This window comes from Cupriavidus sp. GW823-FHT07B10 (genome assembly GCF_058794355.1).
Window position 1 is genome coordinate 17,022 of record NZ_JBXAGS010000001.1, and the last position, 16,730, is coordinate 33,751.

17 protein-coding genes and 2 pseudogenes are annotated in these 16,730 nt (G+C 65.7%); 5 read left to right on the forward strand and 14 right to left on the reverse strand.

Annotated elements, in window-relative coordinates; translation table 11 throughout:
* Positions 1–74: 74 nt before the first annotated feature.
* From AC1Q6V_RS00085 to AC1Q6V_RS00095, 3 genes are all read right to left on the reverse strand, one after another.
* Positions 75–1,382 (reverse strand): MFS transporter, encoded by a 1,308-nt coding sequence (locus tag AC1Q6V_RS00085; RefSeq protein WP_454751154.1) that lies wholly within the window; start codon positions 1,380–1,382, stop codon positions 75–77.
* Between the two features lie 123 nt (positions 1,383–1,505).
* On the reverse strand, positions 1,506–2,438 hold the full coding sequence (kce, locus tag AC1Q6V_RS00090) for a 3,5-dioxohexanoate:acetyl-CoA acetone transferase (RefSeq protein WP_058697451.1): 933 nt from the start codon (positions 2,436–2,438) through the stop codon (positions 1,506–1,508).
* 84 nt (positions 2,439–2,522) lie between these two features.
* Positions 2,523–3,305 carry an SDR family oxidoreductase gene (locus tag AC1Q6V_RS00095; protein ID WP_011614306.1) on the reverse strand — a complete coding sequence of 261 codons (783 nt, stop codon included), beginning with the start codon at positions 3,303–3,305 and terminating at the stop codon, positions 2,523–2,525.
* A 96-nt stretch (positions 3,306–3,401) separates the two neighbouring features.
* Between AC1Q6V_RS00095 and AC1Q6V_RS00100 the strand changes: the two genes are divergently transcribed.
* Entirely contained in the window at positions 3,402–4,184 is a 783-nt protein-coding gene (locus tag AC1Q6V_RS00100; protein WP_454751153.1) for a GntR family transcriptional regulator, read from the forward strand.
* Positions 4,185–4,288: 104 nt separating this feature from the next.
* Here AC1Q6V_RS00100 and AC1Q6V_RS00105 read toward each other — a convergent pair whose 3' ends face one another.
* Positions 4,289–4,936 carry an IclR family transcriptional regulator gene (locus AC1Q6V_RS00105; protein WP_454751152.1) on the reverse strand — a complete coding sequence of 216 codons (648 nt, stop codon included), beginning with the start codon at positions 4,934–4,936 and terminating at the stop codon, positions 4,289–4,291.
* 97 nt (positions 4,937–5,033) lie between these two features.
* On the opposite strand from AC1Q6V_RS00105, the gene AC1Q6V_RS00110 reads away from it, so the two are divergent.
* The 4 genes and pseudogenes from AC1Q6V_RS00110 to AC1Q6V_RS00125 all read left to right on the forward strand — a co-directional run.
* A complete protein-coding gene (locus tag AC1Q6V_RS00110; RefSeq protein ID WP_011614308.1) occupies positions 5,034–6,011 on the forward strand; it encodes a Bug family tripartite tricarboxylate transporter substrate binding protein in 978 nt (325 codons plus the stop codon).
* 44 nt (positions 6,012–6,055) lie between these two features.
* On the forward strand, positions 6,056–6,931 hold the full coding sequence (locus tag AC1Q6V_RS00115; RefSeq protein WP_454751151.1) for a TauD/TfdA dioxygenase family protein: 876 nt from the start codon (positions 6,056–6,058) through the stop codon (positions 6,929–6,931).
* Positions 6,932–6,993: 62 nt separating this feature from the next.
* A complete protein-coding gene (locus tag AC1Q6V_RS00120; RefSeq protein WP_454751150.1) occupies positions 6,994–7,845 on the forward strand; it encodes a TauD/TfdA dioxygenase family protein in 852 nt (283 codons plus the stop codon).
* 73 nt (positions 7,846–7,918) lie between these two features.
* Positions 7,919–8,130 (forward strand): annotated as a pseudogene (locus AC1Q6V_RS00125) (transposase); the annotation flags it as partial.
* Here the strand turns inward: AC1Q6V_RS00125 and AC1Q6V_RS00130 are convergent.
* From AC1Q6V_RS00130 to AC1Q6V_RS00175, 10 genes and pseudogenes are all read right to left on the reverse strand, one after another.
* Positions 8,111–8,695, reverse strand: coding sequence for a GNAT family N-acetyltransferase (locus tag AC1Q6V_RS00130; RefSeq protein ID WP_011614310.1), 585 nt, complete (start codon positions 8,693–8,695; stop codon positions 8,111–8,113). The pseudogene AC1Q6V_RS00125 and the gene AC1Q6V_RS00130 overlap by 20 nt on opposite strands.
* A gap of 43 nt (positions 8,696–8,738) precedes the next feature.
* A pseudogene (locus AC1Q6V_RS00135) lies at positions 8,739–9,138 on the reverse strand (DUF350 domain-containing protein).
* 62 nt (positions 9,139–9,200) lie between these two features.
* A complete protein-coding gene (locus tag AC1Q6V_RS00140) occupies positions 9,201–9,926 on the reverse strand; it encodes a hypothetical protein (RefSeq protein ID WP_454751149.1) in 726 nt (241 codons plus the stop codon).
* A gap of 6 nt (positions 9,927–9,932) precedes the next feature.
* Positions 9,933–11,108 carry a glutathionylspermidine synthase family protein gene (locus tag AC1Q6V_RS00145; protein ID WP_058697454.1) on the reverse strand — a complete coding sequence of 392 codons (1,176 nt, stop codon included), beginning with the start codon at positions 11,106–11,108 and terminating at the stop codon, positions 9,933–9,935.
* Positions 11,108–12,502, reverse strand: a complete 1,395-nt coding sequence (locus AC1Q6V_RS00150) for a saccharopine dehydrogenase NADP-binding domain-containing protein (protein WP_454751148.1) — start codon at positions 12,500–12,502, stop codon at positions 11,108–11,110. The genes AC1Q6V_RS00145 and AC1Q6V_RS00150 overlap by 1 nt, the downstream gene beginning before the upstream one ends.
* A gap of 186 nt (positions 12,503–12,688) precedes the next feature.
* On the reverse strand, positions 12,689–13,633 hold the full coding sequence (hutG, locus tag AC1Q6V_RS00155; protein ID WP_454751147.1) for a formimidoylglutamase: 945 nt from the start codon (positions 13,631–13,633) through the stop codon (positions 12,689–12,691).
* Between the two features lie 2 nt (positions 13,634–13,635).
* A complete protein-coding gene (locus tag AC1Q6V_RS00160) occupies positions 13,636–14,397 on the reverse strand; it encodes an amino acid ABC transporter ATP-binding protein (RefSeq protein WP_013955141.1) in 762 nt (253 codons plus the stop codon).
* Positions 14,394–15,062: an amino acid ABC transporter permease gene (locus tag AC1Q6V_RS00165; RefSeq protein WP_010811413.1), complete on the reverse strand. Its 669-nt coding sequence runs from the start codon at positions 15,060–15,062 to the stop codon at positions 14,394–14,396. The genes AC1Q6V_RS00160 and AC1Q6V_RS00165 overlap by 4 nt, the downstream gene beginning before the upstream one ends.
* A gap of 18 nt (positions 15,063–15,080) precedes the next feature.
* On the reverse strand, positions 15,081–15,836 hold the full coding sequence (locus AC1Q6V_RS00170; protein ID WP_439671136.1) for a glutamine ABC transporter substrate-binding protein: 756 nt from the start codon (positions 15,834–15,836) through the stop codon (positions 15,081–15,083).
* 80 nt (positions 15,837–15,916) lie between these two features.
* Positions 15,917–16,711: an IclR family transcriptional regulator gene (locus tag AC1Q6V_RS00175; RefSeq protein WP_454751146.1), complete on the reverse strand. Its 795-nt coding sequence runs from the start codon at positions 16,709–16,711 to the stop codon at positions 15,917–15,919.
* Between the last annotated feature and the right edge of the window lie 19 nt (positions 16,712–16,730).

Sequence of the window (16,730 nt, forward strand, 5' to 3'; positions counted from 1 at the left end):
TGCCTGCCGAGCGCCGCCCCTGGAGTACAGCCAGCACCACTTCTGCCATGGTGACGTTTCTGCCTTCCAGCCCTTCAGCGTTCCTGCCCCTGCCGCAGAAACGGTGCCACGGCGCAGGCGACAAGCAACAGGCCCGCCATGATCACCAGTCCGTTACGCGTACTGCCGGTCGCCTGTTCGATGATGCCCATCACCGACGGTCCAATGAATCCGCCCACCAGCCCGCAGGTATTGATCAGGGCCAGTCCGCCCGCCAGCGCCACGCCCTTCAGGCGAGACGACGGGAACAGGAAGACGATCGACTGCACCACGAAAAACATCAGCGCGGTCAGCGAGAAGCCGACGAGCGCCATCACCGGGCCTGCGAAGGCGGCAATCAGCAGGCCGCCTGCCATCACGACCAGCCCCAGGCAGAGCAGGCGGCGGCCGCGCCGTGGGGTGTTGGCATGTCGGGGCAGCCATGCGGCCCCGATGGCGGCGGCTATCCAGGGCAGGGAATTGAGCAGCCCGATTTCCACGGGCGTGAGCTTGCCGTACGTGCCGATGATGCCCGGCAGGAAGAAGATCACCGTGTAGATCGAGATCTGGTGGCAGAAGTAGATGAAGATCGCCAGCCAGACCTGCGGATCACGCATGGCGCCCAGGAACGAGTGGCCACCTTTGCCGGCGCTGGCGTCGGCGGCTTCCGCGGCCAGTCGGCTGCGGACTTCCTGCGCCTGGGCTGGCGTCAGCCATGGCGCGCTGTCGGGGCCGTCGGGCAGCTTCTTCCATACCACCGCGGCAAGGAACACCGCAGGCAGGCCTTCCAGCACGAACATCCATTGCCAGCCCTTGAAGCCCCACATGCCATCCATGCCCAGCAGCGCGCCGCCCAGCGGGCCGCTGACGATGTTGGCGATGCAGACGCCGAGCAGGAAGTAGCCCACCGCCCGCGCGCGATCCTCGCGGCCGAACCAGTACGTGAGATAGAGCATCACACCGGGAAACAGCCCTGCCTCGGCCGCGCCGAGCAGCACGCGCATGATGTAGAAGGAGGTCTCGCCCTGGACAAAGGCCATCGCCGCGGACAGCAGGCCCCACGTCACCATGATGCGCGTGATCCAGAAGCGCGCCCCGACCCGATGCATGATCAGGTTGCTCGGGATTTCCAGCAAGGCATAGCTGAGGAAGAACAGACCCGCGCCCAGGCCGTAGGCCGCGGCGGAGATGCTCAGGTCGACAGCGATGTGGGTCTTGGCGAGTGCAATGTTGGTGCGATCGAGAAAGCTGATCACATAGGACAGCACCAGCAAGGGCATGAGCTTGCGGAACAGTAGTGCGGTCAGCGGGCGGTCTGTCGGCGCGGCCAGCGGCGGCGCGCCTGAGGCGGGTACGGTCTGCATGTGCGTAGTCTCCATCGGCGGATATGGCGCCACGCCCTGGGGCCGCGTGTCAGCCGTCCTGCCTGGTTGAAGTCTTCAGTGTTCGATGGTTGGGCGGGGCCGGGCCGTGGCGGCCTCGCCTATTCAGAACGCGGTGCCTGCCGCGCCCTTGAGGTCCAGGATGTCGCGGGCTTCGTCCGGCGTGGCCACGTCGATGTTCAGGGCTTCAAGCACGGTCCGGATGCGCGTGACCTGCTCGGCGCTCGATGCCGCCAGCTGGCCCGGACCGATCCAGAGTGAGTCCTCCAGGCCAACGCGGACGTTGGCGCCCATTGCCGCGCCGATGGTTGCCAGCGGAAGCTGGCCTCGGCCGGCGCCCAGGATCGACCAGCGGAACTGATCGCCGAACAGGCGCCGGGCGGTGCGGTGCATGTGCATCAGGTCCTCGGGATCGGGGCCGATGCCGCCCAGGATGCCGAAGACGGATTGGATGAACACCGGGCCACTGACCAGGCCACGATCAAGGAAGTGCCGCAGGTTGTACAGATGGCTGATGTCATAGCACTCGAATTCGAATCGCGTGCCGTTGGCATTGCCGATGCGCAGGATGTTCTCGATGTCCTGGTAGGTGTTCTTGAAGATCAGGTTGCGGCTGTTCTCCAGGTGTTCGCGCTCCCAGTCGTGCTGGAATTCCTTGAAGCGGTCGAGCATCGGGAACAGGCCGAAGTTCATCGAGCCCATGTTCAGCGAGGCCAGTTCCGGCTTGAAGGTCGTGGCCGGCAGCATGCGCTCCTCCACCGTCATGTGCGGGCTGCCGCCGGTGGTGATATTGATCACGGCGTCGGTCTCGGCGCTGATCCTGGCGAGGAACGGCCGGAACAGCTCCGGGTCCTGCGACGGGCGTCCGTCCTTCGGATCGCGGGCGTGCAGGTGCAGGATGGCGGCCCCTGCGCGCGCCGCGTCGATGGCGGCGGTTGCGATCTCGTCGGCGCTCACTGGCAGGTGGGGCGACATGCTGGGCGTGTGGATGGCGCCGGTCGGGGCGCAGGTGATGATGGCTTTGGCTCGCTTGGCCATGGTGATTCCTTGGTCGGGTGTTGTCGCGTTTTGGCGGATAGCGGGCCGCGGATATCCGGCGGCCCCCGGAATGCGCTGGTCGCGCTAGCTGAGCGCCTGGGTCAGGCCGTCCACGACCATTTCCTGGCCGTGCACATTGGCCGCCTGGTCGCTGCAGAGAAAGCGCACCATGTTGGCGATGTCGCGCATCGTCACCATGCGGCACAGTGCCGCCTGAGACGTGTAGTTGCGCGTGACTTCCTCAAGCGGCTTGCCGAGCGACTCGGCCTTCGCGGCAATGACGGCGCGGATACGCGGGCCGTCGACCGCGCCGGGCAGCACCGTGTTGACGCGGATGCCATCCGCGCCCAGTTCAAGCGCCAGCGATTTGGTAAAGCCCACCACGGCCCATTTCGATGCGGAGTAGGCGGAACGGCCCGGCATGCCGAGATGCCCGGCAGCGGAGGACAGGTTGACGATCGACGGCGAGCGCCCCTGCCGCAGGCGCGGCACCGCGGCGCGGGCGCACAGGAACTGGCCGGTGATGTTGACGGCAAGCGTGCGCTCCCAGTCGGCCAGCGACAGGGTTTCGACACCGCCGGTCGGGCCGGCAACCCCGGCATTGTTGACCAGCACATCCAGGCCGCCAAAGGCGCCATCCACTGCCTGGAACAGCGCCTCGACGTCGCTTTCCTTCGACACGTCGGCCCTGACTGCCACCACGCCGGGCAACTCGGCGCAGACACGTTCAAGGCTGCCGCCAGCCACGTCGCAAACCGCAACGCGGGCGCCCGCCTCCACAAACGCCCGTGTGATCTCCAGGCCGATTCCGTCCGCGCCAGCAGTCACCAGTACGCGTTTGCCGGCGAGCGATTCATCCTTCCACATGATTCCAATCCTCTTGGGGACAGGCGGCTGCCTGCCTTCCGGACGAAGATTAAAACTGTGATCACAGATCAAATATAGAGAATAACCCTATGTGCTATGCTTCGCGGCATGACCCTGAATGACCTTGTCACGCCCCTTGTCCGCCAGACGCTCAGCCGCGACGTCTACACGCAGCTGCGAGACCTGCTGATCAGCGGCCAGATGATGCCGGGCGAGCAGATTTCCCTGCGCAACATTGCTGCCGCGTTGAACGTCAGCGTCATGCCGGTGCGGGAAGCGGTGCATCGCCTGGTTGCCGAGCAGGCACTTGAGCTCACGCCAAACCGTGCACTGCGGGTACCAAGGATGAGCGTCAGCCAGTTCGAGGAGATCACCAAGATCCGGATCGAACTGGAGGGACTCGCCACTGCGACCGCGGCGGAGCGCATCACCGATGAGGAACTGAAGCAGGTACAGGCACTGCACCGACGGTTTGCCGACGAGATGTCGAAGCGCAGTCCCGACGGCGCGGATGTCATCGCCGCGAACCAGGCCTTTCACTTTGCCGTGTATGCGGCGGCGCGCATGCCGATCCTGTTGCAGATGATTGAGTCGCAGTGGTTGCGCATCGGCCCGATCCTTAACCACGACCTCCGCTCCGGATCGCGCCGCGTGGAAGAGCGCGTCGCGGTCAAGCATCACGACAATCTGATCGAAGCGCTGCGCAGGCATGACAGCGCGGCGGCATGCGCGGCGCTGCGCGGGGATATCGAGAGCGCGGCGGCCTATATTGTCTCGGCGGGGGTACTGGTCAATACGGACAGGACCGAGGATGCGGCGGTCACGCTGGTGCCCTTGAAGCGGGCGGCGAAGGCGGGGCGTGCGGGGATGAAGGGCTGATCAGCGCGGCAGGCTTGAAGAAGTTCAAGGCATTCAATGAGGGGCTGACATCGATGCCGTTTTGAAGCGAGCCATCACCTCCAATGCCTGCATTCCCGCCCCCCTCAAGCCGGCGCCAACCCAATCATCCGACTAACAGTCCCCGCAGCCCGCTGCAGCGCAGGTACCATCTCCTCCCTGATCCGCGCAGGCGTAGCCTCGCCCATTGACGTAGAGATCCCAAGCGACAGCTGCCTGGACCCCACCGCAGGCAGCGGCACGGCAATCGACATCTGATTGCTTTCCGGATATTCCAGCTCGCTCCATTCGCCGACCGGCAGCGCAAGCGCCATGGCCAGGGCACTGCCCGGCGGCAGCACGCTGCCTACCCGCAAGTTCATGACCACCAGCCGGCGCCGCTCGGCCGGCGCCATTGCGCGTCCGACGATGATGACGCCTTCCGGGTTGATCTCCCCCAGGTTCGCCGTGCCGGAATACACGTCAGCCAGTTGCTGCAGGTGCTCCTGCACCGCCTCGGTCACGCCCAGGCTTTCCATCGCGGCAAATCCGATCTCGAACACGCGCGTGGTGAGCCGCCACTGGTTTGCCTTGCGCGCCACGTAGCCCTCTTCCTCCAGCGTCAGCAGGAATCGCAGCACCGTGGGGTGGGGCAAGTCCACCGCGCGTGACAGCTCGGCCAGGGTCGGACGGCCGTTCTGGCGGAACGCTTGCAGGATGGCTAGACACCTGAGGATTGATCTATTACTCTTCATCCGTTCACTACGTGTAATGTACGTTCACTAGGTGAACAATATAAACCAAGAAAGCGTGGGCGGCAAGCATTCTCGCTGCTCCACCACAGGAGACAACATGAAGCGCCCCATTCTCAGTGCCGCGCTGGCCTGCGCGGCTGCAATCATGCCCGGGCCTGCCGCCTGGGCCAGCGATGCCTGGCCGAGCAAGCCGATCAAATGGGTTGTCCCTTACCCGCCCGGTGGATCCACCGACATGCTGGCGCGCATCGTCGGCCAGAAGCTGGGGGAACGGCTCGGGCAACCCGTGGTGGTGGAGAACAAGGCAGGCGCCGGCGGCAATGTCGGCACTGACTACGTGACCAAGCAGCCGGCCGATGGCTACACCATCGTGATGGGCAATATCGGCCCCATCGCGATCAATCCCTCGCTCTATCCCGACCTGCCGTACAAGCCGGGCAAGGATCTCGCGCCGGTGACCATGCTGATGGCGGTGCCCAACCTGCTGGTCGTGAATACGGCACTGCCGGTGCAATCCGTGAAGGACCTGATCCAGTACGGCAAGCGCCAGGCTACGCCGCTGACCTATGCAACGCCGGGCGCCGGCACCTCGCTGCACCTGGCGGGCGAGCTGTTTGCCAGCACCGCCGGCGTGCGCATGACCCACGTTCCCTACAAAGGCAGCGCGCCGGGGCTGAACGACACCGTGGCGGGCCATGTTCCGGTGATGTTCGACAACATGCCGTCGGCGCTGCAGCTGGTGAAGTCCGGCAAGCTGCGCGCGCTGGCGATCACCGGGGCCCAGCGTTCGCCGCTGCTGCCCGATGTGCCCACCATGGCGGAAGCCGGCCTGCGCGGCTATGAGATTGCAGGCTGGTTCGGCGTGCTGGTGCCCGCAGCAACGCCCAAGCCCATCGTTGCCCGGCTGGATTCAGAGCTGGAAGCCGTGCTGAAGATGCCCGACGTCCGCAAGAAGATCGATGAGATGGGCGGCGTCATCTCCGGCGCCGGGCCGGAGGCGTTCGGCGTCTTTATCGATGCGGAAACGCAGAAGTGGCGCGCGCTGGTGCGCAGCGCCCACATCACCGTCCAGTAACCCTCGCAGTCGCTAACACTTTTTAAGCAAGGAGAACGCAAGCCATGTCGCAATACCGTTTCATCGATGTCCAGCCCATCGCGGGCGCCCTCGGTGCGGAGATCAGTGGGGTAGACCTGTCCCAGCCGGTGCCGGACGAGACGTTCGCAGAGATCCGCTCGGCGCTGCACAACCATCAGGTCATCTTCTTTCGCGACCAGCAGTTGACGCCGGATCAGCACAAGGCGTTCAGCGCCCGCTTCGGCGATCTGCTGGAAGTGCCGTTCGTCCGCGCGCTGGAAGGCCACGCTGAAATCCTGCCGGTGATGAAGGGCAAGGCAGAGCAGACCAAACGCAACTTCGGCGGTGCCTGGCACACGGACATGAGCTATGCAGAAATCCCGCCGCTGGGGTCTGCCTTGTATGCGCGCGTGATTCCGCCCTACGGTGGCGACACCATGTGGGCCAGCATGTATCACGCTTACGACGCTCTTTCCGATGGGCTAAAGCTGGTGCTCGACAAGTTGCTCGCGGTACATAGCCCCGTGCGTTCCTATGGCGCCAGGGGCGCTGTGGTCAACAACGGCGACCCCGCCCACAAGATGGACGTGCGTACCGATGACCGCGCCAACAGCGAGGTCCTCCATCCGGTGGTGCGGGTGCATCCCGCCACGGGCAGGAAGGCGCTGTACGTCAACAGCACCTACACCATGCGCTTCGAGGGCATGACCGAAGAAGAAAGCGCGCCGCTGCTGCAATACCTCTACGCCCACGCCGCCCGCCCCGAATTCACCTGCCGCTTCCGCTGGACCCGCGGCGCGCTGGCCATGTGGGACAACCGCTGCACGCAGCATCTGGCGATGAACGACTATGACGGCTTCGACCGCGAGCTGCATCGCACAACCATCGCCGGCGATCGCCCGGTCGGCGTGGCAGCCTGAGCGCGCCGCTGTGCGCCTGGTGCGCCCCACTCGCTCCCTTACGCTCATCAAGGAGACGCGCAATGGCAATGCAAGTTCTGCCGCAGGACGCCCCCTGCGGCGCGCTGGTCAGGGGCCTGGACCTGAAGCAGGCACTGACCGATGCGCAAGTCGCCGAGATTCGCCGGCACTGGCTTGAGCACAAGGTCCTTGCCTTCACCGACCAGGACCTGGCAATCGAGGACATCGAACGCTTCGCGTCAACGATCGGCCCGCTCGGCAGCGATCCGTATTTCACCGCCATCCCTGGCCATCCCCATGTCGCGCAAGTGCGGCGCGATGCCAACGAGCGCACGCCGATCTTTGCCGAGTCCTGGCACTCGGACTGGAGCTTCCTGGCGCAGCCACCGGCGGCTACGGTGCTATACGGCAATGTCATTCCGCCAGTGGGCGGTGACACGCTGTTCGCCGACCAGTACGCCGCCTGGGACGCGCTGCCGGCGGAACTCAAATCATTGGTGGACGGCAGGCAAGGCGTCCATTCCGCGCGGCGCGGCTATTCGCGACAGGGCGCATATGGTGAGAAGGACAAGGGACGCTCGATGGCTATCCGCTATTCGGACAGTGCGATGGCAACGCAGCTACACCCCATTGCGCGCAAGCATCCCGAAACCGGGCGCACAGCCTTGTTTGTCAGCGTGGGCTATACGATCGGCATCGATGGCATGAGCGACGAGGAGGCGGCGCCGATCCTGCGTGCGCTGTTTGAGCACCAGGCCAGGCCGGAGTTTGTGTATCGCCATCGGTGGTCGCAGGGGATGCTTGTTGTTTGGGATAACCGATGTGTGAATCATGCGGCGACTGGTGGCTATGATGGGTATGATCGCCTGTTGCACCGGATTACTGTGGAGGAGCGCGGCGATCGCGTTGGTTGACGCTCCGGGCCGACGTTGGGGGCCGACGGGATGACGGCGACTGTATGACTTGCCTCAGTCCGGATGCGGCGGCAAGGGGCGCCGCGCCGTGGCGGCGGCGCACAAGCCCGTGTATGCGGCCCCCAGTGCGGAGGCTGCGCTGGCCGAGCTGGAGGCCTTCGACCAAGACAAATGGGTAAGGACTACTCCCCGATCGCCGCGTCCTGACGTCGTGTCTGGGATCAGGTGATCCCGCTCTTTGCCTTTCCGCCGGCGATCCGCAAGATCATTTACACAACAAATGCCACTTGAGCGCTGCGAGCCGCTTCATGCCAATGAGGTCCCAGTGATATTCCACTTCAGTTAGTACCACTGAGCCCCGGGTCGAGACGCGCCGGTCTAGCAGTCGTCCGCCGGCACGTTCGTAGAACCTGCGCGCCCGTGCATTTTCCTCGAGTGACCACAGGCGCATCGAACTGGAACCTCGCCTCAACAAGGCTGACGCGCAGCACGACAGAAGCCTCAGGCCGACACGCTTGTCATGAAACGCCTCCAGTACGTAGAGGGCGTAGACCTCTCCCCGACATTCCTGCTCTGCTTCGCGACATGGTCCGCAATCGGAAAAGCCGACGACTTCAGCCTCACTGGTCGCGACGAAACAGGCTACCGATGGGTCCGCGAGAATGCGATACCTGGCTGGCAGCCGGCTTTCCGCTGTCACATTCGCAAGCATATCTTTGGGAAGCAGCTCGCCATATGCTTGATGCCAGCAAAGCGCATGTACCGCCGAAATCGCAGCCGCATCGGCTTGGGTGGCAGGTCGGATGGTCAGGTCTTCCTGATGCGGGCGATCGGGCATTGGTCTGGTCATGTGGTTGCTAATGGAACCTCGCGATCCTCGGCCCAAGATCACCTCAAGTCAAACAAGCCGCATTAACCACCCCCACCGCCAACGAAATCACCCCCATCACCGCCCCAACCCCCCGGTTATCGCTGGAAATAGCCTCACCAACACCCCCCCAACGCCCTCGCCACCACCAGATAAGCCAACACCTGCACCGCAAACGCCCCAAACGCCCACAACAAAAACATCCCAAACGTAGCGTTGTGCTGAATGCTCGACGACAACGTCAGCGAGAACCCCAGCACCGCCCCGCCCAGCGACAACGCCGCTGCAACATTGCCCTCGCGGATCAGCTGGAACTCGCGATGCGGCGTCACCCGCGTGTAGACCAGCAGGAACAGCCCCAGCATGGCAAAGCTGGTGACGATATAGATCAGGTAGGCAAGCGCCGGGTGCATGGCATTGACCATAGGTTGGACTCGTTGTCAGTTGTCAGGGATGTGAATACGACATGGCGATCGGCAGGCGGCACTCAGCCGCCGCCGGAGCGTCCGGAGCTGCCGAAGCGGCTGGTGAAGCCGCCGCGCGATACCACCGGTGCGCGCGATACGGCCGCGGCGCGCATGGACAGGCCCATGGAGCGTCCGCCGCTGAGGGAGCTGCGGCGGACGGTGGCTTCTTCCACCATCGCGGCGTGCGGGGTGGCGTTGGTGAAGGATTGCGTGCGCGTGCCGGTGCTGTCGTAGACGTTCATCGGGCGCAGCGGTCCGGCGGACATGTCGCGCCGGGTCTGGGTGCCGTTGGGATGGTAGACGGTGCCGCTGGAGGTGTAGTACGGGCCGTACCAGCGCGCGTAGTACATGCTGCTGCCGTGGCTGGTGCCGGAGCCGCCGGTGGCGGCGTCGCTGGCGGATGCGTTCAGGCTGGAGCTGTAGATGGTGCTGGGGTCGTCGACCGGCACGCTTTCGCAGTCGTTGGGGGTGTTCCAGTCGGCTTCACAGTCTTCCAGCGTGGCGTAGCTGGCGCGGCGCACGGTCACGCCGGGATCGTCGTCGGCGTCGTCGCTGCAGGAGCCGAGTGCCGCCACGCCGGCCACCACGGCGCAGGCGCCGATGATCCACAGCGTGGGCGAGCTGCGTTTCTGCTCGCCCGCATAGGGCTGCGGCTGCCACGCGGACCTGGGCGATCCCTTTGGCTTGGGCTGGTACGGGCTGTCGTACTTTGACGGCTTGCGGCCGTTGTTGTTCTTCTTTGCCATCGGTCCTTACTCGTTCATGAAGTAGTGTGGAACGAAGAAACTGGTGTTCTTGGCGATGGGCCCGGATTCCTCGCGCACGCACAGGCCGCTGGGCACGTCGTCGACAATCCATACGCCCAGCGTGGTGTAGCGGCCGTCAAAGCGACGCGCCGGCGAATAGGCCTGGTAGATGAAGCCTTCGGCGCCGTATTCGCCGGGGTTGTGGACGTGGCCGCCTTCCGGGGTGGCCAGGGTCACGCTCTCGCCCTCGCGTGACAGGAAGGGTTTTTTGGCGTGCGGCTGACCGGCGAAATGGCTGGGGTCGAAGCTGGCTTCCAGCAGGTTCGGGTGGCCGGGAAAGAGCTCCCACAGGATCGGCAGGATGGCCTTGTTGGACAGCACGGCCTTCCACGGCGGCTCGACCCAGCGCACTGGGCTGTGTGCCAGCTGGTCGCGGTAGTCGGAGGTGGCCATCCATTCCCACGGGTAGAGCTTGAAGACGACTTCCATCGGCACGTTGTCGGCGTCATAGAAGTTGCCGCGGCCGTCGGTGCCGATGTCTTGCAGGTCGACCAGCTTGACGGACCAGCCGGCCTGCAGCGCGGTGTCCATCAGGTACTCGGTGTTGCAGATGTCTTCCTGGCTGTCGAACATGCACGCAAGGTGCAGCATGCTGGCGTTGCGGTAGTGCTTGCGCAGCCATTGCCAGCGCGCCACCAGCGCGTCGTGCAGGCTGTTGAACTGGTCGGCCTGCGGCTGCACGGTGTCTTTCCAGTACCACTGTGCGACGGCGGATTCGATCAGCGAGGTCGGGGTGTCGGCGTTGAACTCGTACATCCTGGGCACGCCGTGCTGGTCCAGCGTCATGTCGAAGCGGCCGAACAGCGTGGGCTCGTCGCGGTCCCAGGAGGTGCGGATCAGCTGCGCGAAGTCCTTGTCGATCGCCAGGCGCGCGAACAGGTCGTGGTCGATCACGTGCTGCACGGCTTCCAGGCAGCGCTGGTTCAGGTCGTACGCGGCGGCGTAGAGCGTTTCCACCTCCTGCTTGCTGAAGGCGTAGGCGGCGTCTTCGCGCCAGTAGAAGAAGGTGTTGTCATCGACTTCGCGCGGGACGTTGAATTCGTCGAGCGAATGGAAGTGGAAGCCGACTTTCTCGAGTTCGCGCGGCCAGTTGCGGCGCGGGGTCTGGGGGATGCGTTGCATCAGCAGGCCATGGTCAGGGGCGATGGATCGGGCTGGGTCATGGCATCGTCCAGCAGGAAGTCGGTGAAGGCGAGCGATGTGGCGCCGGGCCGCGGCAGCCAGTCGGAGAACTGCACGCTGAGCGGTGCCCACCAGTGCGCGGCATCGGCCAGCACGGGGCGAAAGTCGAGCGCATCCGATTCCACCACGCCGCGCGCCGGGTTGGCCAGCATCCACTGCATGCCGGCGATCAGGCTCGATGCCACCTGCAGGCTGGTGGCGGTGTTGTACGGCGCCAGCGAACGCGCGCGTTGGGTGGAGAGGCGCGATCCGTACCAGACCGCACCATGGCGGCCGCTCATCAGCAGTACGCCCAGTTCGTCCTCGCCGCACTGGATCTCGTCGCGCAGGATGCGTTCGCCGCGCACGCGCGGGGCGGCGCGTTCGTCGAGCCATTGCATCGAGGTCTGCGTGGCGGATGTCGGGCGATAGGCATAGTAGACGGTGGGGCGGTGCAGCGGCTGGCCGGCAGACTGGTCGGTCAGGTATTCGGCGATCGAGATCGATTCGTTGTGCGTGATCAGGTACGCATCGAACGGGCCATGCACCGGCGACCACGACCGCACGCGCGTGCGATGCCCTGGCCGGTCCAGCGCGATTGCCGCGCCGCTGCCGTAGCCGTGACGATAGCCATCGGGCGGCAGCGCGGGCTCATGGCTGCCCCAGCCGAGTTCGGCGTCCTGCAGGCATTCTGTGATAAAGCCTTCGGCCGACCAGGTGTTGGCGAACTCGCCGTCGCGCGGATAGCCGGGGGCTTGCTGGCTGTCGTACTCGGCGATCTGGATCACGCGCAAGTCCAGTGCGCGCGCCAGGGCAGCCCAGCCGGCGCGGTCGTGGGGCTCGGGCTGATTCAAGCCGATATTGCCGGCCAGTTCCATCAGCGCGGCCTTGACCAGCACCGAGACCAGCCCAGGGTTGGCGCCGTGCGCCACCAGCGCGGTCGGCTGCGTCTCACGGCCGCGGGCGAAGGCCAGCATCTCGTGGCGCAGCGCGTAGTTGCTCAGGTGCGAGGCCTGCGGGTCGGCTTCATAGTCCCACGGTTCGATGCCGGCATCGACATAGAACGCGCCGTGCGCTTGCGCCAGCGCGATCAGGTCGCGGCTGCAGACGGACGGTGCCAGGTTCAGCAGGAAAGTGCCAGGCCGCAGCAGCGGGCCCAGCATCGCTTCAAAGTTGCCGGCCGTGATGGTGGCTTCGATGGCATCCAGCCCGTGGCGGGCGGCCAGTTGCCGGCGCGTGCCGTCGAGCACGCGGTCCACCACGGTAATCGCTGCCCGCGGCCAGGTTCGTTCCAGCAGCGGCAGCACGGCCTGGCCGATGCAGCCAAAGCCGACGATGACGATTTGTTCGATCACGCAGACCCTTCCGCCCGTAACCGGCGATGGGCGGCCCGGGGGCGCGGCAGGACGGCCGCGCCGGCGCAGGACTGCCCTCGCCTCGCTTTATCAATTCTGATCGGAATCGCTAAATATAGCGAAGGGCAATACTATAGCCGGGCGCGGCTGGTGCCAACCGCCGGGCGGCTGGGGGTGACCTGCCTGTCAGCCGAACAGGCGCCAGGCCAACCGCGCCGCCACGCGCGCGCCCTGGTGGTCGCGGTCATACTGCGGGTTGTACTCGGCCAGGTCGGCCACGCGCAGCTTGCCGCTGCGGCGCGCAAGCATGGCCACTTCCTCCACCACCGGCAACGGCACGCCATAGGCGGCGGGTGCCGACACGCCGGGCATTACGGCCGCGGGCAGCGCGTCGAGGTCGATGGTCAGGTACACGTGGTCCGTGGCATCGATGCGCGCCGTCAGTTCCGCGAGACGCGATGACAGGTGGCGCTCCTGCATGTCCACGTCTTCGACGTAGCAGACGCCCAGCGCATCGGCGCGGCTGAACAACGCCGGCGTGTTGCTGAGGCGGCTGACGCCCAGGCAGACATAGTCGAACGGCTGCCCGCGCTCGGCGCAGGCGTTGGCGATCTGGTCGAACGGCGTGCCGGAGCTTGCGGGCCGGCTGGTGCGCAGGTCGAAATGGGCGTCGATATTGATGATGAGCACGCGCCCGCCATCGTCCTGCGCATCCAGGTGCGCGCGCAGGCCTTGCCACGTGCCCCAGGCCACTTCATGGCCGCCGCCCAGTACCAGCGGCAGCCCGGCGCGCGCCAGCACGTCGCGCACGGTGCCCGCCAGCGCCAGCTGGGCTGATTCCAGGTCACCGTCGTCACAGCTGACATTGCCGGCGTCATATAGCGCGGGCAGTCCGTGCGCCGGCACGTTGGCCAGCGCCTGGCGGATGGCGTCGGGGCCGTGCGCGGCACCGGGACGGCCCTGGTTGCGCAGCACGCCCGCGTCGCAATTGAAGCCGAGCAACACCGGTGCGCCGTCGAGCGGTGTCACGTCTGCCGCTTCCAGCGCATGCACGATGCGGAACAGGCGCGTGGTGTCGCCACGCTCGCCGTCGTCGACACGGCCCTGCCAGAGGTTCTGGGTCAGAGCCATCGTCACGCCCGCGTCAGCACGGCCTGCAGGAAGCCGCGCGTGCGTTCCTGCGTCGGCGCCGAGAAGATGACCGACGGCGGCCCGGCCTCGATGATGCCGCCGCCATCCATGACCACCACCACATCGGCCACTTCGCGGGCGAAGCCCATTTCATGGGTGACCACGACCATGGTCATGCCTTCGGCGGCCAGCACCTTCATCACCTGCAGCACTTCGCCCACCAGCTCGGGGTCCAGCGCGGAGGTCGGCTCGTCGAACAGCATCACGCGCGGTTCCATGGCCAGTGCGCGGGCAATGGCCACACGCTGCTTCTGGCCGCCCGACAGGCTGGCGGGCATGGCGTGGGCCTTGTGCGCAAGGCCGACTTTCTCAAGCAGGCCCATCGCCTTGCGCTCGGCTTCCTCGCGCGAGGCGCCGCGCAGCATGCGGGGACCGACCGTGACGTTGTGCAGCACCGACAGGTGCGGGAACAGGTTGAACGACTGGAACACCATGCCCACTTCGGTGCGCAGCTGGTTCAGCTCGTGCTCGCCGATCAGCTGGCCGTCGGTCACCAGGCGCTTGCCGACGATGTCGATGGTGCCGGCTTCGGGTTGTTCCAGGCCGTTGCAGCAGCGCAAAAAGGTGCTCTTGCCCGAGCCGCTGGGGCCGATCACGACCACGACCTGCGACGGCTCCACATCGAAGTCGATGCCGCGCAGGACGGTATGGCCGCCGAACGATTTGCCCAGGTTCCGGATCCGGATGATTGCGGAATCGCTCATTGCACCATGCCTCCCATGCGCAGCCGTTGTTCGGCGCGCCGCAGGATCAGCCCGGCCGCGCTCGTCAGGATCAGATAAACCAGCGCGATCGCCAGATAGACTTCCAGCGACCGGTACGACACGCTGATGATCTTCTGGCCCTCATGCATCAGGTCGGCAATGGTCAGCAGCGACACCAGCGCCGAGTTCTTGATGAGGGCGATGAACTCGTTGCCCAGCGGCGGAATCATGCGCACGATGGCCTGCGGCAGGATCACCGCGCGCATGGCCTGGCCGGACGACATGCCGATCGAGCGCGCTGCTTCCATCTGGCCCTTGTCCACGGACTGGATCGCGCCGCGCACGATTTCCGAGACATAGGCGCCGGAATAGATGCCCAGCCCGATCACGCCGCACACAAAGGCCGGCAGCAGGATGTTGAACTGCGGCAGTCCGAAGAACAGCAGGAACAGCTGCACCAGCAGCGGCGTGCCGCGGATGAAGGTCACGTAGGCGGTGCAGATGCTGTAGATGACGCGGCGCTTCGGGTCCAGCCGGCCGATGCCGACCAAGAGGCCCATGACGCAGCCCAGCACCAGCGCGCAGGCCGTCACCTCCACGGTGATGACGGCGCCGTGGACGATGTCATGCCAGCCGGCAAAGACAGGAGAAAAATCCAATTCCATGATGATGGTCCGCGCGGCTTACTTGGCGGCCGTGCCGAACCATTTCTGGGTCAGCCTGGCGTAGGTGCCATCGGCCTTCACCTTGGCGAGTGCCGCATTGAGGGCGCGGGTCAGCTCGGGCGTGTCCTTGCGCACGGCCATGCCGTATTCCTCGGTGGTCAGCTGCTGCTCCACCATGCGCAGGCCGCCGCGGGTCTTGACGTACTGCATCGCGGCCGGCTTGCCGGTCACGGCGGCATCGGCGCGGCCGATCTCGACCAGGTTGAACATTTCCTGGTTCTTCTCGACTTCCACGCGCTGCACCTGCGGATACGTGTCACGCAGGAAGCTGACCGACTTGGTGCCCACCTGCACGCTGACCTTCTTGCCGTTCAGGTCGGCCGGGGCGTGGACGGTGGTGTTGCCGCTCTTGACCAGCGCCACCAGGCCGCCGACGTAGTACGGCTCGGTGAAGTCCACCACCTTGCGGCGCTCGGGGGTGATGTAGATGCCGGACACTGCCATGTCGAAGCGGCGCGAGACCAGCCCCGGGATCAGGCCCTTGAAGTCGATGTCGGTCCACTCGACCCGCTTGCCCATCGTCTTGGCCATCGCCTCCACCAGTTCAACGTCAAAGCCGGTGCGCTTGCCGTTCTCGATAAATTCCATCGGCGGGAAGGTGGCGTCGGTGGCCACGCGCAGCACGGCATTGTCCTGCGCGTGCGCGGCGGTGCCGAGGGTCAGGGCGGTCAGGGTTGCCAGGCCGGCCATCAGGCATTTGCGACGAAGGTTCATGGAAGTCTCCTATTCTCGGGAACGAGGGATCTGCCGTCGCATGGGTTTGCCGACGGCGGCGGTAACGAATTGCTTGGTATTCAGTAAGACTGCAGCCGCGCGGAAATCCGCATCGCCGCTGCCACGGTCATGTCGATCAGCGCGGTCTCGCGCCCTTGCCGCCGCGTGGCCGGCACCATCAGCGTGATCGAGCCCAGCGCATCGGCCTTGCTGCGCCGCGAGAACAGCGGCGCGCTCACGCCCCATACGCCCGGATCCACCTCGCCCTCGCTGACGGCGTAGCCGGTCTCGCGAATGACGGCCAGCTCGGCCAGCAGCCGTTCGGCTTCGCCTGGCTCGCACTGGGCCCGGACCAGGCGCTCGCGCGCTTCGTCGCGCATGAACGCCAGCAGCGACTTGGCCGACGCACCGGCGCGCAGCGGTACGCCGCGGCCCTTCTCGAACGAGCAGCGCAGCGACTGGCGGCTCTCCACCATCTCCAGGCACACCACGTGATCCTTGACGGCGACGACCAGGCCTACGCTTTCATCGGACTGCTGCGCCAGCAGCTGCATGTCGGGCAAGGCTTCGCGCGCCAGGTGCGAGGCCATGTCAAAGCCGAGCGCCAGTTGCAGGCTGATCGGGCCCGGCGCGTATTCGCCGTCGGACTCCAGCACGAAGCCCCAGCGCTTGAGCATCATCAGTTGCCGGTAGAGCGTGCTCTTGGGCAGGCCGGTTTTGGCAACCAGCTCGCGTACCGTGATCGGCGCGCCGTGTTGCGCCAGTGCCGCCAGCACGAACAGCACGCGATCGGCACCGCCGGCGGGCTGGGCGGGTTCGGCAGGCGTGGGTGTCGCGGGCTTCACGGCAGTGGGGTTGTCGACGGCATTCAACATAGGGCCCAAGAATAGGACC